The 21167-nt window shown below is 63.9% G+C and carries 16 protein-coding genes; 10 read left to right on the forward strand and 6 right to left on the reverse strand.

What is annotated here, in order from left to right:
- The first annotated feature begins 32 nt into the window (after positions 1–32).
- The 5 genes from LG30_RS0110580 to LG30_RS0110600 all read left to right on the forward strand — a co-directional run bounded on the left by LG30_RS0110580 (position 33) and on the right by LG30_RS0110600 (position 4272).
- The gene (locus tag LG30_RS0110580; RefSeq protein WP_033130677.1) at positions 33–752 is read left to right on the forward strand and encodes an AzlC family ABC transporter permease; all 720 of its coding nucleotides are present in this window, start codon (positions 33–35) and stop codon (positions 750–752) included.
- Positions 753–968: 216 nt separating this feature from the next.
- Entirely contained in the window at positions 969–1310 is a 342-nt protein-coding gene (locus LG30_RS0110585; RefSeq protein ID WP_033130678.1) for an AzlD domain-containing protein, read from the forward strand.
- Between the two features lie 115 nt (positions 1311–1425).
- A complete protein-coding gene (locus LG30_RS0110590) occupies positions 1426–2952 on the forward strand; it encodes a YjjI family glycine radical enzyme (protein ID WP_033130679.1) in 1527 nt (508 codons plus the stop codon).
- A 10-nt stretch (positions 2953–2962) separates the two neighbouring features.
- Positions 2963–3835: a YjjW family glycine radical enzyme activase gene (locus tag LG30_RS0110595; protein WP_033130716.1), complete on the forward strand. Its 873-nt coding sequence runs from the start codon at positions 2963–2965 to the stop codon at positions 3833–3835.
- A gap of 113 nt (positions 3836–3948) precedes the next feature.
- Positions 3949–4272: a DUF1820 family protein gene (locus LG30_RS0110600; protein ID WP_033130680.1), complete on the forward strand. Its 324-nt coding sequence runs from the start codon at positions 3949–3951 to the stop codon at positions 4270–4272.
- 33 nt (positions 4273–4305) lie between these two features.
- On the opposite strand, the gene LG30_RS0110605 is transcribed toward LG30_RS0110600, so the two are convergent.
- The 4 genes from LG30_RS0110605 to LG30_RS0110620 all read right to left on the reverse strand — a co-directional run bounded on the left by LG30_RS0110605 (position 4306) and on the right by LG30_RS0110620 (position 8894).
- Positions 4306–5235 carry a LysR family transcriptional regulator gene (locus LG30_RS0110605; protein WP_033130681.1) on the reverse strand — a complete coding sequence of 310 codons (930 nt, stop codon included), beginning with the start codon at positions 5233–5235 and terminating at the stop codon, positions 4306–4308.
- Positions 5236–5297: 62 nt separating this feature from the next.
- Positions 5298–6494 carry an amino acid aminotransferase gene (locus LG30_RS0110610; RefSeq protein WP_033130682.1) on the reverse strand — a complete coding sequence of 399 codons (1197 nt, stop codon included), beginning with the start codon at positions 6492–6494 and terminating at the stop codon, positions 5298–5300.
- A gap of 157 nt (positions 6495–6651) precedes the next feature.
- Entirely contained in the window at positions 6652–8256 is a 1605-nt protein-coding gene (locus tag LG30_RS0110615; protein ID WP_081966149.1) for a diguanylate cyclase domain-containing protein, read from the reverse strand.
- 362 nt (positions 8257–8618) lie between these two features.
- Positions 8619–8894, reverse strand: coding sequence for a metal/formaldehyde-sensitive transcriptional repressor (locus tag LG30_RS0110620; RefSeq protein WP_033130683.1), 276 nt, complete (start codon positions 8892–8894; stop codon positions 8619–8621).
- 71 nt (positions 8895–8965) lie between these two features.
- Here LG30_RS0110620 and dmeF point away from each other — a divergent pair, with 71 nt between their 5' ends.
- Positions 8966–9910 carry a CDF family Co(II)/Ni(II) efflux transporter DmeF gene (gene dmeF, locus LG30_RS0110625; RefSeq protein ID WP_033130684.1) on the forward strand — a complete coding sequence of 315 codons (945 nt, stop codon included), beginning with the start codon at positions 8966–8968 and terminating at the stop codon, positions 9908–9910.
- A gap of 102 nt (positions 9911–10012) precedes the next feature.
- On the opposite strand, the gene LG30_RS0110630 is transcribed toward dmeF, so the two are convergent.
- Complete coding sequence (locus LG30_RS0110630) at positions 10013–10405, reverse strand: hypothetical protein (RefSeq protein ID WP_033130685.1); 393 nt, start codon at positions 10403–10405, stop codon at positions 10013–10015.
- A gap of 260 nt (positions 10406–10665) precedes the next feature.
- On the opposite strand from LG30_RS0110630, the gene pulA reads away from it, so the two are divergent.
- Positions 10666–14727, forward strand: a complete 4062-nt coding sequence (pulA, locus tag LG30_RS0110635; RefSeq protein WP_033130686.1) for a pullulanase-type alpha-1,6-glucosidase — start codon at positions 10666–10668, stop codon at positions 14725–14727.
- A 194-nt stretch (positions 14728–14921) separates the two neighbouring features.
- On the opposite strand, the gene LG30_RS0110640 is transcribed toward pulA, so the two are convergent.
- Positions 14922–17378, reverse strand: a complete 2457-nt coding sequence (locus tag LG30_RS0110640; RefSeq protein WP_033130718.1) for a zinc/cadmium/mercury/lead-transporting ATPase — start codon at positions 17376–17378, stop codon at positions 14922–14924.
- A gap of 231 nt (positions 17379–17609) precedes the next feature.
- On the opposite strand from LG30_RS0110640, the gene tpx reads away from it, so the two are divergent.
- From tpx to LG30_RS0110655, 3 genes are all read left to right on the forward strand, one after another.
- Positions 17610–18110 (forward strand): thiol peroxidase, encoded by a 501-nt coding sequence (tpx, locus tag LG30_RS0110645; protein ID WP_033130687.1) that lies wholly within the window; start codon positions 17610–17612, stop codon positions 18108–18110.
- A 210-nt stretch (positions 18111–18320) separates the two neighbouring features.
- A complete protein-coding gene (locus tag LG30_RS0110650) occupies positions 18321–19541 on the forward strand; it encodes a DEAD/DEAH box helicase (protein WP_033130688.1) in 1221 nt (406 codons plus the stop codon).
- A 100-nt stretch (positions 19542–19641) separates the two neighbouring features.
- Positions 19642–21135, forward strand: a complete 1494-nt coding sequence (locus tag LG30_RS0110655; RefSeq protein ID WP_033130689.1) for an alkaline phosphatase D family protein — start codon at positions 19642–19644, stop codon at positions 21133–21135.
- The last annotated feature ends 32 nt before the right edge of the window (positions 21136–21167 follow it).

Raw genomic sequence — 21167 nt, forward strand, 5'->3', positions numbered from 1 at the left:
TCCGTTCTCGTTGACAGGACAAGGATGACCTCATGACTTTGCAAACTCGCCCCCAGCAAGCCGGGGTCGAGAGTACGGGCGCGCTCTGGTGGCGTGCCTCCCTCGATATTCTCCCGCTCTCCGTCTCGGTGATCCCCTGGGGGATCCTGTGTGGCGCCCTAGCGCTGCAGGTGGGCTTGAGCCCTCTCCAGGCCCAGCTGATGTCGCTGCTGGTCTATGCCGGCGCGGCCCAGCTCTCGGCCACCACCCTGTTCGGCGCGGGTACGCCGCTGTTGCCCATCGTCGGCTCCACCTTCGTCATCACCTCCCAGCACCTGCTGTACGGCTTCACCTTCCGCCGCGATGTCTTGCCGCTCTCCCTGCGCTGGCGCGCGAGCCTGGCCTTCTTCCTGACCGACGAGATGTTCGCGGTGGCGCTCAAAGACAGGGAGCGCAGCGGCGCCTTCAATCCCGCCTACGCGCTGATCGCGGGCTTCGTGTTCTATCTGTTCTGGAATCTTGCGACCCTGCTCGGCATCGCCGCCGGCCAGTACATCGAGGGGCTGGATCACATGGGGCTGGACTTTGCCATCGCGGCGACCTTCATCGCCATGACGATCCCGGCGATGAAGAACCTGCCCATGGTGGCGGCGACCCTGGTGAGCGGTGGCACGGCCCTGCTCACCAAGCCGCTGCTGGCGGAGGTCTACATCATCATCTCGGCCCTGGCCGGCATGCTGGTGGGATATGTGCTGCACCGGATGAGGAGGTAATCATGAGCTGGCTGAAGATAGGGCTACTGGCGGAGGTCTACACCATCATTATCTCGGCCCTGGCCGGCATGCTGGTGGGATATGTGCTGCACCGGATGAGGAGGTAATCATGAGCTGGCTGATGATAGGGCTACTGGCGGAGGTCTACACCATCATTATCTCGGCCCTGGCCGGCATGCTGGTGGGCTACCTGCTGCACCGGATGAGGAGGTAATCATGAGCTGGCTGATGATAGGGCTGTTGACCCTGATCACCTTCTTCAACCGCTTCGCCTTCTTCTCGCGGCTGACCCGTTATCAACCCGGCGCCGAGATGGGGGCCTTCCTCAGCTTCTCGGCCCAGTCGGTGCTGACCGCTATCTGGTTGCCCATCGTCTTCAGCTACGAACCTGGCAAGGGGCTGGACTGGGATCCCGACTATCTGGCGGCGACCCTGCTGGTGACGGCCCTGACCCTGCTGCGGCTGCCGACCCTGCTGGTGGTGGTGGTCGGCATGGGGGGCTTCTTCCTGCTGCGCTGGCAGGGGGGCCTGCTCGCCCTGCTGCCCTGGCTGGGATAAGCCGTGATCGCACGCAGCGGATGTTCATTATGGACATCCGCTCTGTTGTGAATGTCACTTCAAATAAGGCCCTGCAAGTGTGAGGATTTAGTCCTCATCCGCTTCGGAGCCTCCCATGTCCCTCACCGCCACCTGTCAGCGCATAGTGCGCGACCCTCTGCTCTCGCCGTCCCAAAAAAGCCACGCCCTGGCGCTGGCCGCCGAGAATGCCCTGCCTTACCCCGACCTGCCCACTAGCGTCATCGATGCCATGGCGCAGGGGGTGCTGTGCGATATGTTCGAGGGGCACGCCCCCTACAAGCCGCGCTACGTGCTGCCGGATTACCAACGATTCCTGAGTCAGGGATCCCCCTGGCTGGAGCTGGCGCCACCGCAAGACTTCGACGAGGCGCTGGATGCCTTGCGGATCCTCTATCACCACGTGCCCTCGGTGACCGGCATGCCGGTCTGGCTGGGGCGGCTGGATCACCTGCTGCTGCCCTTCGTCGGGGCGCTGGACGACGAGAGCCTCCATGGCAAGTTGAGGCGCTTCTGGATCTACCTGGACAGGGTGCTGCCAGACGCCTTCATGCACGTCAACATAGGGCCGGATGACAACCGACTCTGCCGGCTGATCCTGCGCATCGACGGCGAGCTCAAGCAGGTGGCGCCGAACCTCAGCCTGTTCCACGACCCCGCCCAAACTCCGGATCCCTTGCTGATGCAGGCGGTACAAAATATCGCCTCGTGCGGCAAACCCCACATCGTCAACTATCCGCTGCACAGAGATACCTTCGATGCCCGCGGGTTTGGCATCGTCAGCTGCTATAACGCGCTGCCGCTGGGGGGCGGTGCCAACACCCTGGTACGGATCTCCCTCAAGGGGGTGGCCGAGCAGAGTGCCGGCATCGACGACTTCCTGGAGACCTGGTTGCCCCACTATTGCGAGCAGGCCTCCCTGCTCATCGAGGCCCGTGCCCGCTTCCTGCATCGAGAATCCGGCTTCTTCGACAGCTTCCTGGTGCAGGAGGGACTGATCGAGGAGGGGCGCTTCGTGCCCATGTATGGCATCTATGGCATGGCGGAGGCGGTCAATATCCTGATGGACAAGGAAAATCGGCCCGAGCGTTACGGCCGGGACGAGGAGGCGAACCGGCTCGGCTATCGCATCTCGGCCCAGCTCTCTGGCTATGTGACCAACAGACCCCAACCCCATGCCTGGGGTGGGCGCGCCCTGCTCCATGCCCAGGGCGGGCTGAGCCTGGATCGGGACGTGACGCCCGGGGTGCGCATCCCCTATGGGGAGGAGCCGGATCCCGCCAGCCACGTGCTGGCGCTGGCGCCACACCACGGTTTTTACGGCTCCGGCATCAGCGAGATCCTGACCCTGGATCCCACCATACGTCAGAACCCCCAGGCCCTGCTCCAGCTGTGCAAGGGGGCCTTCGTCCTCGGCATGCGGGAGTTCAGCGCCAACGTAGGGGACAGCGATCTGGTGCGGGTGACCGGCTACATGATCCGCAAGAGCGACGTGGCCCGCTTCGCGGCCGAAGGCTCGCGCTTGCAGACCACCTGCCTCGGCGCCGAGGCCAGCGAGCTGACCGGCATTCGCCAGCGGGCCCCCAGGGTCATCGGGCGTGAGAGCCGCCTGGGTGAGCGCTGACCCGAGCCGGCTGCTGACGAGGACCGCCATCGTCAGCAGAATATTACCCTTCTCCTGCGTGGACGGGCCGGGTAATCGTCTGGTGCTCTTCCTGCAGGGGTGTAACTTTCGCTGTCCCGGTTGCCACAACCAGCACACCATAGGGTTGTGCGATCACTGTGGCGACTGCGTGCCCGCCTGTCCGAGCGGCGCCCTGCGGCTCGAGGAGGGGCGGGTGAGCTGGCAGGCGGCACTCTGTACCCATTGCGATCGCTGCACCGACCTTTGCCCGCGCCAGGCCAGCCCCAAGACAATGGTCATGTCGGTGGCAGAGGTGCTGGCGCAGTTGCGCCGCTATGGCCCGCTGCTGAGCGGCATCACCGTCTCCGGCGGGGAGGCCAGCACCCAGCTGCCCTTTGTGATCGCCCTGTTCACCACCATCAAGGCCGACCCCGGGCTCGCTCGCCTGAGCTGTCTGCTGGACAGCAACGGCTCCCTGGCCCCGGCGGGCTGGCAGCGGCTGCTGCCGGTGCTGGATGGCGCCATGCTCGATCTCAAGGGGTGGCGGGATCCCGTGCACCGTGCGCTGACCGGCTACGATCGCGAGCGGGTGCTGGCCTCTCTGCAACTGCTGGCACGGTGCGGCAAGCTGACGGAACTGCGGCTGCTCCATGTGCCGGGCAGAACAGATTTCGTCGATGTGCGGGGGGAGCTGGACGCCGGTCTCTGCGCCTTCTTGCGAAGTCTCGGTCCCGTTTCTATCCGCCTCAACGGTTTTCGCCATCACGGGGTACGCGGAGCGGCGCTGAGCTGGCGGGAGGCCGGCATGGATGAGTTGCAAATGCTGGCCAATGCCCTGATGGCCAAGGGGTTTGGCCCTGTCTCACTGCCCGCCATCGGGTGACAGGCAGGTTAAGCGCTTTGAGACCCGATATGACGCAACTGTGAAGTTCGTCTATATGGCGTGCGCGAAGTGACGGCTAGAATGGGAAAACCGCCCACCATCAACAGATAAATATGAGTGAAGCCAACGCCTTATACCGAGTGCAGTTTATTTGCCACAGCGAGCGCTACGAGGTCTATGTCAGGGAGGTCAATCAGGGTCCACTGTTCGGCTTCATCGAGATAGCGAATTTCGTCTGGGACAACCACACGGCGCTCATCGTCGATCCCGGTCACGAGAAGCTCAAGAGCGAGTTTGCCGACGTCAACCGCACCCTGATCCCCATGCATCAGGTGCTGCGCATCGACCAGGTGCGCAAGCAGGGGGCGGCCCGCATCACTGAGCTCGGCAACAACGTCGCCTCCTTCCCCGGCCCCATCTATACCAAGAAACCCTGAGCCGGACCAAAAAGCCCTGAGCCCGTTCAGGGCTCATCCCTGTACCATGACCCGCCCCAATTGCAGGATCCGTTGGCGGAACCAGCGCAGAGCGGGCTCTTCCCCCGTGGGGCCGTACCACACCAGGCTGTGGGTCACGGCGCCATAGTCGAAGGGAGGCTCGAGGCGCACCAGCCCCGGCAGGTCGGCCTGGGTCGCCCAGCCTTCGATGGCGGTGAGGATGAGATCGCTCTGGCGCAGCAAGGCCGCCGCGCTGCCAAAGTCCGGCAGGGTGGCCCCTATCTGGCGGCGCACCTGCAACTGGGCCAGGCTCTGCTCGAAGAAGGGGTTGGCCAGCTCGGTGTCGCGAATGGCGATGTGGCGCCAGCTCAGATAGGCGTCCAGATCCCAGGGCTTGTCCAGCGCCGGGTGATCTGCCCGCAGCAGGCAGACGAGCCTGTCTTCCCGCAAGGGCTCCCACACCAGCCCCGGGTGGCTCGGCAGGGGTTGGCTCTGATCGTGGGGCAAGATCACGAAGTCGAGTTTGCCCGTCGCCAGCCGCGCCAGCGCCTGCTCGTCCTTGTTCCAGATGATGGGCATCATCCCCGGCACCTCCCGCATCAACTGACCCAGAATGGGCCCTATGGGCCAGACCATGCCGCTCTCTCGCAGCGCTATGTTCAGCTGTCCCTGCCAGCTGGCGGGGGTGAACCCCTCCTGGCTGGTGAGGCCGTTCAGCTCGCGCAGCAGCCGCTGCAGGCTGGGGCCGAGCCGCTCGGCGAACGGGGTGAGCAGCAGCTGATTGCCTTGGCGATAGAGCAGCTGATCCCCGAGCAGGGCGCGCAGTTGATTGAGCGTCTTGCTGACGGAGGAGGGGGTGGTGCAGAGGCGCTCGGCGCTGCGGGTGACGCTCTGGCTGTCCAGCAGCAGGTGCAGGGTGACCAGATGGCGTCCTCCCAGGCGAGAGAGTGCGATCAGATCCATAGTGGCTCCTGATAAAGGCGGGAAGGGGAAACAAAAAGCCCCGCCGAGGCGGGGCTTGGGGCTTAGCCCTTGAGCACGGCGGCCATGGCGTCGGCCACGTAGTCGACGTTGCGGCTGTTGAGGCCCGCCACGCACATGCGACCGGAGCGCACCAAGTAGACGGCGAACTCCTCACGCAGGCGATCGACCTGCTCCGGGGTGAAGCCGGTGTAGCTGAACATGCCGCGTTGGTTGACGAAGTAGCCAAAATCGCGGCCCGGCACCTTGGCGCTCAGCACCTCGAACAGCTTCTGGCGCATGGCCTTGATGCGGGTGCGCATCTCGGTCACTTCATCGACCCAGAGGGCGTGCAGCCCTGCGTCGTTCATCACGGCCGCGGTAATCTGGCCACCGTGGGTGGGAGGGCTGGAGTAGTTGCGACGCACGGTCGCCTTCATCTGACCCAACACCCGGCCCGCCTCTTCCGCATCCTGACAGATGACAGACAGGCCGCCGCAGCGTTCACCGTAGAAGGAGAGGTTCTTGGAGAAGGAGTTGCTGACGAAGAAGCTGACCCCCGCATCGACCATGGCGCGGATGGCGTAGGCATCCTCCTCCAGGCCGTCACCGAAGCCCTGGTAGGCGATATCCATAAAGGGGATCAGCCCCTTATCCACGACGAGCGCGATCACCTGATCCCACTGGGCGCGGGAGAGATCCACCCCGGTCGGGTTGTGGCAGCAGGGGTGCAGCAACACGATGCTCTTGGCCGGCAGGGTCGTGAGGCAGTCCAGCATGGCGTCGAAGTTGACGCCGCCGGTGGCGGCATCGTAGTAGGGATAGTCGTGCACCTTGATGCCGGCCCCCTCGAACATGGCCTTGTGGTTGTCCCAGGTCGGATTGCTGACCCAGACCTCTGAGGTCGGGAAGTAGCGCTTGAGCAGATCGGCCCCGATCTTCAGGGCGCCGGAGCCGCCTATGGTCTGGATGGTGGCGATGCGGCCGGCCTTGACCGCGGCATGCTCGGCGCCAAACAGCAGATGCTGCACGGCGGTGCGGTAGTTGGCGGCCCCTTCCATCGGCTGGTAGGGGCGCGGTGCCGGCGCGGCGGCGCGGGCGGCTTCGGCCTGCTGTACCGAGCCCAGCAGCGGAATGCGGCCCTGCTCATCGTAATAGAGGCCGATCCCCAGGTTCACTTTCTGTTCGCGGGTGTCTTTGTGGAAAGTCTCGACGAGCGTGAGTATGGGGTCGCCAGCATAGGCATCGACGTGTTCAAACATGGGGGGTCCTTGCGAAGTGGAGTCCAGAAAACGGAGATCAATGATCGGCGGTCATCATGGCGTAAAGCTGGCGAGGCCTCAAGCCCTTGTGTGGATGACCATCTCAAAGAGAGAGGGAGGTCGGTCGCCTCCCTGATTCATATGGTCCGGTATCAACCTATTCCTGCTCTGTCGGGGCTGGATCGTCATAGTCATCCACCGAGGTGATGCGGTTCTTGCCGGCGTGCTTAGCGCGATAGAGTGCGCCGTCAACCAGGACAAAGAAGGCCTCCTGGCTCAGTCCGTTGCGTCGGCCAATGCCGCTGCTGAAGCTTATCTGCATACCGACCTCACGCCAGGTCAGGGTGCTGGCGATCTCCCGCCATTCGTCCATGGTCAGCCGGGCAAGCTCCAACGACATATCCTCGAAGATGGCGATGAGCTCCTCGCCGCCGAAGCGATAGAGCGAGGCTCTATCTCCCAGCAGTTGCTGACCCAGGGTCGAGATCCGCCGCAGGACTGCATCCCCGGTGGCGTGGCCGTGGGTGTCGTTGATCGACTTGAAGTTGTCGATATCTATGATGGCCATGACATAGTCGCTGTCAGTTTCATGCAGCCGGGCCAGCTTCTCGTTCAGGCTATGGCGATTGTAGAGCCCGGTCAGAGGGTCACGGTTCATTCGCTCGAACGAGGCTTTCAACTGCTCGGAGACGATGGAGATCTCCTGCTTGAGCACATGGGCCTCGGGCAGATGGATCTTGTCCAGGTGGCTGAGCTGCTCCTCCTGGGACATGACCCGCAACTGCTTGACGGTCTGTAGCAGGGTGGCGATCAGTCGCTCGATCTTCAGCCGGAAGATGATGGCGGCGAGCACGAACAGGGTGCCGGTCAGTATGGTCACCACCAGCACCATGGTGCCGTAGCGCAGCGCCGCCTTGTCACGACGCAGCTGGATGGTGATGGCCAGCAGCTCGGGGCGAGCGGGTACGGTCGAGTAGGCAACGAATTCATCCTCGTCCGACGAATAGAAGGAGCCGGTGGTGCCGACCAGCTGATTGGACCAACTCGGTGCGAATAACAGGCCGATCCGGTTGGGATTGGAGTGGACCAGTATCCGGTTGCTCGCCCTGTTCAGCAACAGGTGCTGCAGGGCGTTGTCCCGGCTCAGCATGGCATCCAGCCGCTGTGACCAGGCCGGCAGATCGATGTCGGCCCCGACGACACCGTACGAGGTGCCGTCGTGGTGGTCGATGAGGCGAGCCACGGTGATGGTCATCCTGTGGGTCAGCGCATCTTCATAGGGAGGGGACCAGTAATAGTTCCCCGGCACGGCCTCTGCCCCCTTGAACCAGACCCGGGTGCGCGGATCGACAGCGTTGCTGTTGTGCTCGATGGAGAAGCGAAAATCCTGCTGATCATCGCTGGAGAACCACTCCCCGCTGGAGTTGGCGTAGAAGATGACACTCAACAGATCGTTCTGTTTGACCTGATCCCGCCAGATGTCCCTGTAGTACTTTTTGCTCTTATCGGATTGCGCGATGGGGATGATCTTGTCTGCGGTGATGGAGGTTCCCAGTGCCCGCACTAGCTGCCTGTGAATGTCCCCTTCGGCCAGCGACAGGGCATGGTTGATCGATACCAGTTTCTGCTCGATGGTGTCCTGATAGTGGAGCTTTGAGACGATATAGAGCGTGAGCATGGCCAGCAGCAGCGGCATGGCCAGCAGGATCAAATAGCCAGTCAGAAAAGAGGATTTTCCCTGCGGTGTATTTGAACGAGACATAAACCATCCTCACTGATGGCGGGGGAGCCCTCACCGTCCCGTCGTGGCGGTTCTGGCAACCCTGGCAGAATAAAATCTGAACGATGAAAAGGACGAGGTGTGGCCTGTGATTCTTCCTGTTTGAGAATAGGTTGGGAGCAAGGGAAAAGCATCGGCAGGCTGGCCAACGAGCATGACACCGCCGAGAGCCGTGGCAGAAAGCGGGGAGATGAGCAGCCACGACAACCGGCGATCTTTTTGTGACAGTGAGGCCAACCACGTCAGCGGGGGCTCCAGCCACTTGGGGGCGCGTATTCCTATGCCGCAGGCTGTACCGGCGAGGATGCACCAAGCCACGCGGGTTATGCCAATTCCTGGCCGGTTTATTTGAGGTAGGAGCGCAGTACCCGCACCACCTGATCCAGATCCTCAAGCCGCTCGGTCGGGGTCGCCTCGGCGGCGCCGAGGTGCTCGCGCATGTGACCCTCCAGCACCTCCAGCATCAGGCCGTTGACGGCGCCGCGAATGGCCGCTATCTGCTGCAAGATGGCGGCGCAGTCGCTCCCTTGCTCCAGCGCGCTCTCCAGCGCCCCTGTCTGCCCCTTGATGCGGCGGACTCTGGCCAGCAGCTTCTTCTTGTTGTGTACCGTGTGTGACATGCAGGATCCTCTCGCGCGATAAAACTATACTAGGGTATAGTATATTGCATCGTGCCCCGCAGGAGAAATTCATGTCGTCCGTCGCCTCACACTGCCAGCAACCCGTGGTACACCAGGGCAATCCGCTGGCCGAACAGAAGACCCGCTGGGCCGTGCTGCTCACCCTCATCATGATGGTGGCGGAGATCGCGGGGGGCTGGGTGTTCAACTCCATGGCGCTGCTGGCCGACGGCTGGCACATGAGCTCCCACGCCCTGGCCCTCGGCCTCTCGGTGCTGGCTTATCGCGCCGCCCGCCACTATGCCAGGGACCACAGGTTCAGCTTCGGTACCTGGAAGATAGAGGTGCTTGGCGGCTTCACCAGCGCCCTGCTGCTGGTGGGAGTGGCGGGGTTGATGCTGTTCGAGTCGGTGGCCCGGTTGCTGGATCCCAGCCCCATTCACTATCAGCAGGCGATCAGCATCGCCCTGCTTGGCCTGCTGGTGAATCTCGCCTGTGCCTGGTTGCTCAAGGACGATCAGGGCCATCATCACGGTCACGACCATGATCATCATCATGGCCACGCTCATCATGAGCACGGCGGCAGGCACGAGCATCAGGATCTGAACCTGCGCGCAGCCTATATCCACGTGCTGGCGGATGCGGCGACCTCGGTGCTGGCCATCTTCGCGCTGGTGGGGGGCATGTTGTGGGGGGCCGACTGGCTGGATCCCCTGATGGGCATAGTGGGGGCCGTGCTGGTGGCGGTCTGGGCAAAGGGCCTGCTGCGCGACACCGGGCTGGTGCTGCTGGATGCGGAGATGGATGCGCCCGTGGTGGAGGAGATCCGCGAGGTGATCGGCGACCTGCCTAGCACCGAGATCCGCGATCTGCACGTCTGGCGGGTCGGACAGGGGCAATACGCCGGTGTGCTGTCGCTGCTGATGGAGGAACCCGTACCGGCCCGGCAGATCCGCGAGCGGCTCGCCATCCACGAGGAGCTGGTGCACCTGACCATAGAGATCGACAGGGCCTGAATCAGGCCGGTGCGGCGGCTCCTCAAGGCGACCGCCCTGCTGGTTGGCTCCCGACTGCGGTGTTAGCCGAAGGGCGCTGTCTCTCAGGCAACGGCGAGGGGTTCACGCCTCGGGCTTATGCTGCCAGACGGTGCCCAGCAGCAGCCTGAGCAACAACCGGGGCGGGTCATCCAGCAGGCGGCCCGCCTCCAGTTGCAGCTGGCCATCGGCACTGAACCTCAGGCTGGCGTGGGGCAGTTCCTCCTCATCCACAATCTGGATGATACCGTGCAGGGTGCCCCGCTCCCCGGGCTGGCAGCGCAGCCTCAGTTCGCGCGGCTCCCCCAGCAGGGTGAAGGCGCGGGAGAGCTGCGGGGTATCCTCGTAGTCCGGCCATTTGAAGAAGTGATACTGCTCGGCGAGGGCCCCGGCTCGCTGGCAGAATTGATCGAACAGCTGGCTGATGGCCAGGTACTCCTCGTCCAGCCGTTTCGCCTGTTCATCGATACGCGTCATCGACATCTCCTGATATCCATTTGATCGGAAATAGATTTTTACTGCATCACCGGGACAGATTCCGGTATGGGGACAATATTGGCCCCAGTCTGTGAGCTCGCTCCAACTTTCGTTATGAAAACGTTATCTTGTTGAAACGGATTGGTTTTTTTTGCCGCCCTGCTCACATTTACAACAATCTCCGCTGATTAATATGACAGCGCTCGGCCAAGGCCGGGTACTCGTCTATCGAGACTAACTACAGCGGGAATTATAAAAAAATGGATATGAAAAAGACCAAAGTGGCGCTGGTTACAGCCTCACTGCTCGCGCTTTTGTCTGGCTGTAATGACAACAGCTCCTCTGCTACCACCCCGACCCCTCAGGATGAGCCCGTCGCTCGCCTTCCCAATGTGCAACCCCCGGCCGAACAGCTGGTAGCCGGCCCCAATGAAGCGGTGATCGCCCTGGTCGACACCCAGACCAGCGCCGCACGGGGGGTCGACGGCCCCTTCGCCGGCCACAGCATGCACCTGTGGAACAACGATGCCTGTAACTCGACCGCCGACAGTGGCCTGAACGCGAGCTGGGATGACAAGAGCAAGACGCCGTCTGCGGCGGACAGCTTCGGTCCGAGCTGGGTGGTGCCGCTCTCCAAGATGGAAGGCTGCATCAACTTTATCGCCCGTAACGGCGATCTGGCGAACCTGACCGGCTCCGATATGAAGGTCGTCTTCAGCGATCACCCGGATCGCACCGTGGCCATAGTCGCGGGCAAGAACGAGATCTTCGGCAGCCGTGCCGAGGCCTTCACCGCCGCCTTCGGCGTGGCGGGGGCCAGTGCCCACCTGATCGATGGCAACACCCTGATCTGGCAAGGGGGCAAGGACAAACCCCATGTGCGCCTCTACTACACGGACTCCGGCACCATCACCGCCAATAGCGAGGGGGTGTTCGACTTCCCCTATCTCAAGCTGACCCCCACCAGCCTGACTGCCGAGCAGCAGGCCAAGTATCCGCATCTCAAGGATGCCGCCGCCTTCGCCCTGCCCTCTGGCAAAGATCTCAAGCCCCTGCTCAAGGGTGAGCTGGTGGCCATCGGTACCGATCAGAGCGGTATCCTGCAGGGGGCAACCCTGGTGCAGAGCGCCGGGGCTCTCGACGCCGTCTACGCAGAGGCGGCCACCAAGCTCAGCTATGGCGCCATCGTCGAGGGCGGCAATGTCACCTTCCGGCTCTGGGCGCCGACCGCCAAGTCGGTCAAGCTGGCGCTGTTCGACGAGCAGCACAAATCCCTGGGCGAGCGTGCCATGACACAAGACGAGGCCAGCGGCAGCTGGAGTCTGCAGGGTGGTGCCGATCTGGTGGGCAAATATTACCGCTATGACATTCAGGTCTATCATCCCCTGAGTCGCAAGCTGGAATCCTATCAGGTCACCGACCCCTACTCCCTGAGCCTGGCCATGAACTCCGAGTTCAGTCAGGTGGTGGATCTCAACGATCCCGCCTTGAAACCGGCGGGTTGGGACAGCCTGAAGGCCCCCCACAGCCAGGCCAATCCAGCCGACATCGTCATCTATGAGGCTCATGTCCGGGATCTGACCGGCAACGATGAATCCACTCCGCCCGAGCATCGCGGCAAGTTCCTGGGGCTGACCGACAGCGACAGCGTGCCGGTGACTCACCTCAAGGCGTTGGCCAAGAGCGGCGTCAGCCACCTGCACCTGCTGCCGGTGTTCGACATCGCCACCATCAACGAAGATCCGGCCAAGGTCGCCAACATCGGCGACGACTTCAGCAAGCTGTGCGAGGTCAATCCCGAGGTCAAGAACTCCAGGTTCGCCAGCCACTGTGGCGGTGGTGAGACCATAGAGACGGTGCTGGCGGATCTGCAAGGGAGCGACAGCAAGGAGAGCCCGGTAGTGCAGGAGCTGTACGGCTATCTGCGCGGGGTGGACTCCTTCAACTGGGGTTATGATCCCTTCCACTACACCACCCCGGAAGGCTCCTACGCCACCAATGCGGAGGGGACGACCCGGATCAAGGAGTTCCGCGAGATGGTGCAGGCCATCAAGCAGGACATCGGCATGAACGTGGTGATGGACGTGGTCTACAACCACACCAACGAGGCTGGCCTCGGCCCGAAATCGGTGCTCGACAAGATAGTGCCCTGGTATTACCAGCGTCTGAACCCGGAGACCGGCTCGGTCGAGAACTCCACCTGCTGCTCCAACACGGCACCGGAACACGCCATGTTCGCCAAGCTGATGGATGACTCCCTGGTGACCTGGGCGCGGGACTACAAGGTCGACGCTTTCCGCTTCGATCTGATGGGTCACCATCCCAAGGATCAGATGGTGCAGGCCCTGGCCGAGGTGAAGAAGGTCAACCCCGAGATGTACTTCTACGGGGAAGGCTGGAACTTCGGCGAGGTGCAGGATGACAAGCGCTTCGTGCAGGCTATCCAGAAGCACCTTGGCGGCACCGGCATCGGCTCCTTCTCCGACCGGCTGCGGGATGCGGTCCGTGGCGGCAGCCCGTTTGACGGTGGCGAGGCCATCCGCAAGACCCAGGGCTTCGGCAACGGCGCCTATGTGGATCCCAACGAGGTGAACGGGGTCGATCTCGACACCGCCCTGCACCAGTCCGACCTGGTGCGCCTCGGCATGGCGGGCAATCTCAAGGAGTTTGTGCTGACCGACAAGGACGGCATCCCGAAGAAGGGCGTTGACATCGACTACAACGGTCAGCCCGCGGGTTATGCCCAGGATCCGACCGAAGTTCAGAACTATGTCGACAAGCACGACAACCAGACCCTGTTCGATAACCTGGCCTACAAGGCGCCTGCCGGTGCCGATCTGGTGCGGATGCAAGGGGTGTCACTTGCGACCGCCATGCTGGGGCAGGGGATCCCCTTCACTCACGCAGGGGTAGAATTGCTACGCTCCAAGTCCATGGAGCGGGACAGCTACGACTCGGGCGACTGGTACAACAGAGTCGACTACAGCCTCGGCGACAACAACTTCGACAAGGGCTTGCCGCGCAAGGACAAGGATGGTGACAACTATCCGCTGATCGAGCAGGTACTGGGCCAGCATGCCAAACCGGGTGCCGCCGAGATGGAGCGCATGGTGGGCTTCTATCAGGAGCTGGCCGAGCTGCGTCAATCCTCCCGTCTGCTGCGTCTTGGCAGCGGTGCCGAGGTGATCAAGCGGGTCGACTTCCGCAACACCGGGCCGGATCAGGTGCCAGGCCTCATCGTGATGAGCGTGGATGACGGTGCGAGCGCAGGTGCGGATCTGGATCCCGCCATCGACGGCCTGGTGGTGATGATCAACGCCACCAACGCACCCCAGAGCATTGGCGATTTCCGTGACGGCAACGATCAGCCCATCGATCTTTCCGGCATGGTGTTGAGCGGTGCTCACCACTCGAGCGACAGCATTGCCAGCGGCGCTGCCGTGGGCAACGGTGAGCTGACTCTGGGGGCCTGGTCTGCCGCTGTCTTCGTCAAACCGCAAGCCGGTGCCCAGGGCGCGGGTCTGCCGGTCGGCAAGAAGACGGACTTGAGCACCCTGCCACCCTTCGGTGACTCCGGCGTCTATCTGAAGGGCTTCCTCGGTGAATGGGGCGACGCCAACCAGTTGCACTTCACCACCAACTTCATGTACGAGTTCAGCACCGAAGTGACGGCCGACCAGCTGGGCACGACGGAAGTGAAGATCGCCGACGCCAGCTGGGGTCCGATCAACTACGGCAGCTGCAACGCCGGTGACAAGTTGGCAGTGGGGACGCCGTTGACCCTCTGTGCTGGTGGTTCGACTGGCAACATCGGGCTGGATCTGGCCAAGGCCGGTACCTACAAGTTCGTCTTCACCGCCATGAACAAGGACAAACCGACCTTGAGCGTCAGCTACACCGAGCCGGTGCAGCGCTGCAAGGTACTGGATACCGTTGCCGGTAATCCGCTTGGCTACCCGATCTTTGTGCGTGGCAGCCTGAGTGACTGGAATGCCCAGCCGGCCTACCAGTTGAACTACAAGGGGATGGAGGGCAACCTTGCCGTCTATCAGGCCGCGTTCAACTACGCGGGCAGCTTTGACTTCAAGTTTGCCAACGATGACGGCAGCTGGAGCAAGCAGTTCTTCGTCAAGGATGCGGGCGGCAAGTTGATCGCGCTGGAGACCGAGCTGGCCTACCCGCTTCAGCATGGCGATGGCGGCATGGGCAACAACAGCATCACGTTGGCAGAGGGTCTGTGGAGCTTCCTGGTCAAGGTTGACCCAAGCAAGACATCCGGCGAAGTGGGCTCAGTCATAGTGCAGGAGTGCAGCGCCAAGTAAGCAAACCCATCGAGTCCGGGGCTGGCTCGGCAGCCCCGGGTTGAATTCCACCTCGCCAAGGGTGGGATAACCCCGAGAGAGTAAGCAAAGCGCGACTGCCAGAGAGCAGCCGCGCTTTTTCTTTGCAGGTATGGGGGGGAGGGAAGAGACAAGCCGTCACCCCGGGGTGACGGCTTTGTGTTGCTGGCTGAACCTCAGCGCTTGCGCAGCAGGCGCAGGGCGTTGGCGGTGACCAGGGCGGTGGCGCCGGTATCGGCCAGCACGGCTATCCACAGACCTGTGATGCCGAGCAGGCTGGTGACCAGGAAGATGGCCTTGAGCCCCAGCGCCAGCGCTATGTTCTGGTGGATGTTGGCGAGCGCCGCGCGGGAGAGCCGGATCATGGCGGCAATGCCGCCGAGCTGGTTGTGGGTCAGGGCCGCATCAGCGGTCTCCAGCGCCACGTCGGTGCCACCGCCCATGGCGATGCCGATGCTGGCCCGCTTCATGGCGGGGGCGTCGTTGATACCATCCCCTATCATGGCCACCTTGCGGTGCTCGGCCAGCTTGGCGATCTCCTCCACCTTGCCCTCCGGCAGCAGGCTGGCGCGCCAACCCATGCCGAGCTCGGTGGCGATGGCCTCGGCGGCGCGGGGGTTGTCCCCGGTCAGCATGATGCTCTGCAGCCCGAGGCTGTGGAGTTCTTGCAGCGCCGCCGCGGCCTCTGGCCGGATCTGGTCGCGCAGCGCCAGCAGGGCGGCTGGTGCGGCACCGGCTTGTACCAGCACCACCACCGTCTTGCCCTGTGCCTCAAGGCGGCTGACTCGCTGGTTGATGGCCTCATCAAGGCTCGGGATCCGGCTCGGTGCCAGCAGTTGCCAGAGGGCGCCGTCGATGCGTCCCTCCACCCCCATGCCCGGCAGGGCGCGCAGATCCCGGGCCTCGGCCAGACGCAATCCCTGCTCCTTGGCTGCGGCGACTACGGCGCGGGCCAGGGGATGGTGGGAGCCCTGCTCTATGGCGGCGGCCAGGGCCAGCAGTTCGGCCTCCGGTCGGCCATCCAGGCTTGTCAGCTCGGTCAGCTGGGGCTTGCCCAGGGTCAGGGTGCCTGTCTTGTCAAAGGCGACTGTGTCGACATGGGCCAGCCGTTCCAGCGCGGCGCCCCCCTTGATCAGGGCTCCTTGTCGGGTCGCCGCCGCCAGGGCCGAGGTGACCGCCGCCGGGGTGGAGATCACTAGGGCGCAGGGGCAGCCGATGAGCAGCAGCGCCAGGGCGCGGTAGATCCACTCATCCCAGCTCTGGCCGAAGGCGAGCGGCGGTACCAGCATCACCAGCAGGGCGACCAGCATCATGGCCGGGGTGTACCAGCGGCTGAAGCGGTCGATGAAGCGCTCTATGGGCGCGCGCTGGCTCTCGGCCTCCTCGATGAGGTGCAGGATGCGGTCGATGGCGTTGTTGCCGGGCTCGGAGACTACCTCGAGACGCAGCACTCTATCCGCCGCCAGACTGCCGGCGGCCACCTTGTCTCCCTGGCGGCGCTCCACCGGGATGGATTCACCGGTCAGGGCGCTCTCATCAAAGGCCCCGAGGGCGTCCAGCAGGCGGGCATCCGCCGGCAGGCGGGCGCCGGGGGCTATTTCTATGATGTCGCCGGGGCGCAGCTCGTCGGCCGCGACCTCCTCCCGTACTTCACTCTGTGCCTGACCTTGTAGAACAGTGCGGATGCGCAGCGCCTTGTCGGGCACCAGCGCCATCAGGGCGGTGACCCCGGCGCGGGCGCGGCCGGCGGCATAGGCCTCCAGGTGCTCCCCCAGCATGAACAGCAGCAGCACCATGGCCGCCTCGGCGGTCTCGCCGAGGAAGAGGGCGCCGAGCGCCGCCACCGTCATCAGGGTCTCGATGGCGAAGGGAGAGCCGCTCTTGGTCAGGGCCCAGGCCTTGCGGGCGACGGGCCAGAGCCCCCAAAGTGTCGCCAGGGTAAAGAGCGGCTGGCCGAACTGGGCCGGCAGCAGGGCCGCCACCAACATCAGGGCGGCCAGCGATAGGGGCTGCCAGTATTTGCCAAGCAGCGTCAGCCAGGGGCTACGCGGCTGGCCGTCGGCCGCCTTGCCCCCGGTCTCCCCCTTGAGCCGGAAGCCAGCGGCCAGCACGGCCGCGGTGATGGGGTCGGGGGAGAGGCCGGGGGCGAGATCCACCACCAGCTTCTCGGTGGCAAACAGCACCCGCGCCTGCTGCACGCCAGGGACCCGGCTGACGGCGGTCTCTATCTTGCGGGCGCAACTGGGGCAATCCATCCCCAGCACCTGCCAGCTGTGGCGGCTGACGTTCTGCTCTGGCTCGTGCAAAGGGGCGCGCTCGTCGGGAGCCTCGTCATGGTCATGATGGCCGTGTGCATCTTGATGCCCATGATCATGGGCGTGGTCGGGGGCCTGAGGCTGATCGCTGCAACAGGCCCGGTCGCTGCAACTCCCTCTGGGGGGCTCTTCATCTCCTGGCGGGTCGTTCTCGCCATGCGCCTGGTGGTCATGGGGGGCCTGGTTGGTGCTGCCAGTGACGGGCGCCGCATTGTCGCAGCAGTGACTGTCGTGGCTGTGCTCGGCTTGAGGCGTGGCTGCCTTGCTGACCGCCTTGATGGGGGCGGCCTGTGAATGGTTGCAGCAGGTTTTGCTCATCATATATCCCTCTTGAACGGATCCCGCCGGTGCGAAACCCTGGATGATTGAGCCGAGTGTAAACCTTGGTGTTTAGTCCAAGGTCAAGCCTGTTCTCCTCTTCTCTTTTCACCGGGCAGGATTGGTCGGTGCAGCCGAGGGATAAATCCCTCTTGTTGGCGGGTGTTTGTCCCCGCCGGCAGCGCCTATACTGGGAACCCTGATCCTCCCTCGATAATCAAGGACACAACAATGAGCAATACCGTCACCCTGCAAGGCAACCCCGTCTCCGTTTCCGGCCATTTCCCCGTTGCCGGTGAGCAGGCCAAGCCTTTCTCCCTGGTTGCCAAGGATCTGTCTGACGTGACCCTGGCGGCCTACGCCGGTCAGCGCAAGATCCTGAACATCTTCCCGAGCGTCGATACGCCGACCTGCGCTACTTCCGTGCGCAAGTTCAACGAGCAGGCCAGCGCCCTGAACAACGCCGTTGTGCTGTGCATCTCCGCCGATCTGCCGTTCGCCCAGTCCCGCTTCTGCGGCGCCGAAGGCCTGGACAAGGTCGTGAGCCTGTCCACCCTGCGTGGCGTCTCCTTCCTGCAGGATTACGGCGTGGCCTTCTCCTCCGGCCCGCTGGTTGGCCTGGCCGCCCGTGCCATCGTCGTGCTGGACGAGCACAACAAGGTGCTGCACAGCGAGCTGGTAGCCGAAGTCGCCGACGAGCCGAACTACGCCGCCGCCCTGGCCGTGCTGTAATCTCGTTAGCCTGATTGCCCGACGGCCTGCCCTGTTTCAACACAGGCGCAGGCCGTTTTTATTTCTGGCGCGGGGAGTTAGCCCCCGTTTCTTTATCTAGCCCCCACGACCCCTGGCGGCGCCGGAGTCGGCACCATCCTTTTACTTATCAGGGCAGTCTGGCTAGACTTCGCCTCCCACTTCTTCATTCAGCCGATGCCTGCCTAGCCCATGACCTTTAACGAACTCGCCCTCGATCCCGCCCTGCTGGCCGCCCTGCCTGCCGACTTGCATACCCCGACCCGCATCCAGCAATTAGCCATTCCGGCGGCGCTGGCGGGGCAGGATCTGCTGGCGCTGGCCCAGACCGGCAGCGGCAAGACCCTGGCGTTCGGTCTGCCGTTGCTGCAACGGCTGGACTCGACCTCCGATCGGGTGCAGGGACTGGTGTTGGTGCCGACCCGCGAGCTGGTCACCCAGGTGAGCGCCGCGCTGCAGGGCGGTGCCGAGGCGTTGGGGCTGCGTGTCCTGGCCCTGTGTGGCGGGGTGGCTCAGGAGCAGCAACAGGCCGAGCTGGCGCTGGGGCCGCAGCTGCTGGTGGCGACCCCGGGGCGGCTGCGCGACTTGCTGGCCCAGCGCTTGCTGGGGTTGAGCAACCTGCGTGCGCTGGTGCTGGATGAGGCGGATCGCCTGCTGGAGATGGGCTTCTGGCCCGACATCCAGTGGCTGATGAACGCCATGCCTGCCGAGCGGCAGAATCTGCTATTCTCCGCCACCCTGCCAACCGAGCTGGAGAGCCTGGCCACCGGTCTGCTGACGAACCCGATGCGCATCGAGGCGGATCCGCTCAACGGCCTGGTGAGCGAGATCGAGGAGCGGCTCTATCTGGTCAACAAGAGCGGCAAGGTGCCGGCGCTCATCGGCTTGCTCAAGGAGCAGGATTGGCCTCAGGTGCTGGTGTTTATCAGCGCCAGGGACGATGCCGACGGCGTGGCCAGGAAGCTCGCCAAGGCGGGTATAGCGGTGGCGGCCCTGCATGGGGACAAGGATCAGGCTGTGCGGGAGCAGGCGCTTGCCGACTTCAAGGCGGGCAAGGTGCGGGTGCTGGTGGCCACGGATCTGATGGCGCGTGGCATCCATGTGGAGGCGCTGCCCGTGGTGATCAACCTGGACCTGCCCGCCAGCGCCCCCGTCTATGTGCATCGCATCGGCCGCACCGCCCGCGCAGGGCGCAAGGGTCTCGCCATGTCCCTGGTCTGCCACGGTGAGGCCGAGACCCTCGCCGCCATCCGCACCCTGACCGGCCGTGAGCTGGCGCTGGCCGAACTGGCCGGCTTCCCGGTGACCGACCAGCCCGCCAGCGGGGAGGGCAAGCGCGCCCCCAGAGACAAGCAGGCGAATCGCCGCACCGCCAACAAGCGCAGCGTCAAGCAGTTCAAGGGCAAGGTGTGATGCCGCTCGCCGCCGCCTGAGATCGCGCCTCCCAGCTGGTCAGTATCAAAGGACGCCTGTTTCGCTATGCTGCATGGGTGAAATCATGGAGGGATAAGCGATGACGACTTTGGTAATGGGCCCCCTGCTGGGGCTAGAATCGGACACACAATACAGCATCTGTTTTCTGGCGGGGGCGGACTGCAAGGCGGCTGACGTCAGAGTCAATGGCAAGCTGCTGGCCGCCAGCAAGCAGGCGGATACCCCCAAAGGCGGCTTCTGGCGAGCGCTCTGGTCGGCCCCCGCCAAGGCCAAGACCAGCACCATCGGCTACGAGATCCTGCTGGATGGGGTGCCCGCCCAGGATCTGGCCGGGGCTGAGCAGTGGCAGTTTCATCTGCCGGGCCTGAAAGATCAGGTGCTGATTGGCTATGCCTCCTGCAACGGTTTCTCCGACTTCAAGCTGCTCACCTCCACCCCCCAGCCCTACGCCATGTGGGACAAGCTTGCCGCCGAACACCAGGCGCATCCCTTCTCCTTGCTGCTGATGGGCGGGGATCAGGTCTATGCCGATTCCCTCTGGACCACGGTGCCGACCCTGAAAGCCTGGAACGAGCTGGACCGGGCCGAGAAGGTCAAACGCAAGGCGACCCGCACCATGGAGGAGCAGCTCGACCGCTTCTATTGCGAGCTCTACTGCAAGCAGTGGGGCCGCCCCGAGGTGGCGCGCATGCTGGCCCGGGTGCCGAGCGCCATGATGTGGGACGATCACGACATCTTCGATGGCTGGGGCAGCTATCCCGCCGACTTGCAGGGCTGCGAGGTCTATCAGGCCATCTATGCCGCCGCCGCCAAGTATTTCCGGCTGTTCCAGCTGCGCTCCGGCGCCAATGGATCCTTGCTGGATCCGGCGAACCTGAGTCACCACTCCTGGCGGCTGACCTTTAGGGGCTATCAGATCCTGGCGCTGGACAACAGGGCGACCCGCAGCCAGAGCCAGGTGATGAGCCGGGGGCAGTGGGATCAGGTCAATACAGCGCTGGCCGCTTGCAGCGAGGGGCACCTGCTGGTGATGGCGGGGGTGCCGGTGGTCTATCGAGACTTCTCCTTCACCGAGGCGGCGCTGGATGCCACCCCCTGGGAGGAGGAGCTGACCGACGATCTCAAGGATCACTGGCGCGCCAAGGCCCACGAGGGGGAGCGGGCCCGTCTCATCATGCGGCTGCTGGACAACGCCCAGCAGCGGCGCAAGGCCGACAAGGGCGCCTCGAGGACCCTGATCCTGTCGGGGGATGTGCACGTGGGTTGTCTCGGGGTCATCCAGGACAGGCGGGTGGGCAAGGGAGTGATGAATGTGCACCAGCTGGTCTCCTCCGGCATAGTGCATCCCTGCCCGACCCAGTTCCAGTGGATGGGGATCCTCGCCATGACCAACGATGAGCCCGAGTACCTCGACGAGAGCCGGCTGATCCGCACCGAGCTGATCAAGCCGTTTGGCGCCACCCTCTACCTGCGTACCCGCAACTTCGCCACCCTGCAGATGGGCAGCGATGACAAGCTGTGGGCCAACTGGCATTGCGAGAACGGTCTGGCGGCCAGCTACCCGCTGGCCTGAGGCGATTGAGCAAGAAAAGGGCCCATAGCGGG

The sequence above is a fragment of the Aeromonas aquatica genome, assembly GCF_000764655.1.
Classification (GTDB): domain Bacteria; phylum Pseudomonadota; class Gammaproteobacteria; order Enterobacterales; family Aeromonadaceae; genus Aeromonas; species Aeromonas aquatica.

Excerpts from the sequence above, each read along its gene's own strand:
- LG30_RS0110580 (WP_033130677.1), top strand. The coding sequence starts at position 33 with ATGACTTTGCAAACTCGCCCCCAGCAAGCCGGGGTCGAGAGTACGGGC.
- LG30_RS0110585 (WP_033130678.1), top strand. The coding sequence starts at position 969 with ATGAGCTGGCTGATGATAGGGCTGTTGACCCTGATCACCTTCTTCAAC.
- LG30_RS0110590 (WP_033130679.1), top strand. The coding sequence starts at position 1,426 with ATGTCCCTCACCGCCACCTGTCAGCGCATAGTGCGCGACCCTCTGCTC.
- LG30_RS0110600 (WP_033130680.1), top strand. The coding sequence starts at position 3,949 with ATGAGTGAAGCCAACGCCTTATACCGAGTGCAGTTTATTTGCCACAGC.
- LG30_RS0110605 (WP_033130681.1), bottom strand. The coding sequence starts at position 5,235 with ATGGATCTGATCGCACTCTCTCGCCTGGGAGGACGCCATCTGGTCACC.
- LG30_RS0110610 (WP_033130682.1), bottom strand. The coding sequence starts at position 6,494 with ATGTTTGAACACGTCGATGCCTATGCTGGCGACCCCATACTCACGCTC.
- LG30_RS0110615 (WP_081966149.1), bottom strand. The coding sequence starts at position 8,256 with ATGTCTCGTTCAAATACACCGCAGGGAAAATCCTCTTTTCTGACTGGC.
- LG30_RS0110620 (WP_033130683.1), bottom strand. The coding sequence starts at position 8,894 with ATGTCACACACGGTACACAACAAGAAGAAGCTGCTGGCCAGAGTCCGC.
- dmeF (WP_033130684.1), top strand. The coding sequence starts at position 8,966 with ATGTCGTCCGTCGCCTCACACTGCCAGCAACCCGTGGTACACCAGGGC.
- LG30_RS0110630 (WP_033130685.1), bottom strand. The coding sequence starts at position 10,405 with ATGACGCGTATCGATGAACAGGCGAAACGGCTGGACGAGGAGTACCTG.
- pulA (WP_033130686.1), top strand. The coding sequence starts at position 10,666 with ATGGATATGAAAAAGACCAAAGTGGCGCTGGTTACAGCCTCACTGCTC.
- LG30_RS0110640 (WP_033130718.1), bottom strand. The coding sequence starts at position 17,378 with ATGAGCAAAACCTGCTGCAACCATTCACAGGCCGCCCCCATCAAGGCG.
- tpx (WP_033130687.1), top strand. The coding sequence starts at position 17,610 with ATGAGCAATACCGTCACCCTGCAAGGCAACCCCGTCTCCGTTTCCGGC.
- LG30_RS0110650 (WP_033130688.1), top strand. The coding sequence starts at position 18,321 with ATGACCTTTAACGAACTCGCCCTCGATCCCGCCCTGCTGGCCGCCCTG.
- LG30_RS0110655 (WP_033130689.1), top strand. The coding sequence starts at position 19,642 with ATGACGACTTTGGTAATGGGCCCCCTGCTGGGGCTAGAATCGGACACA.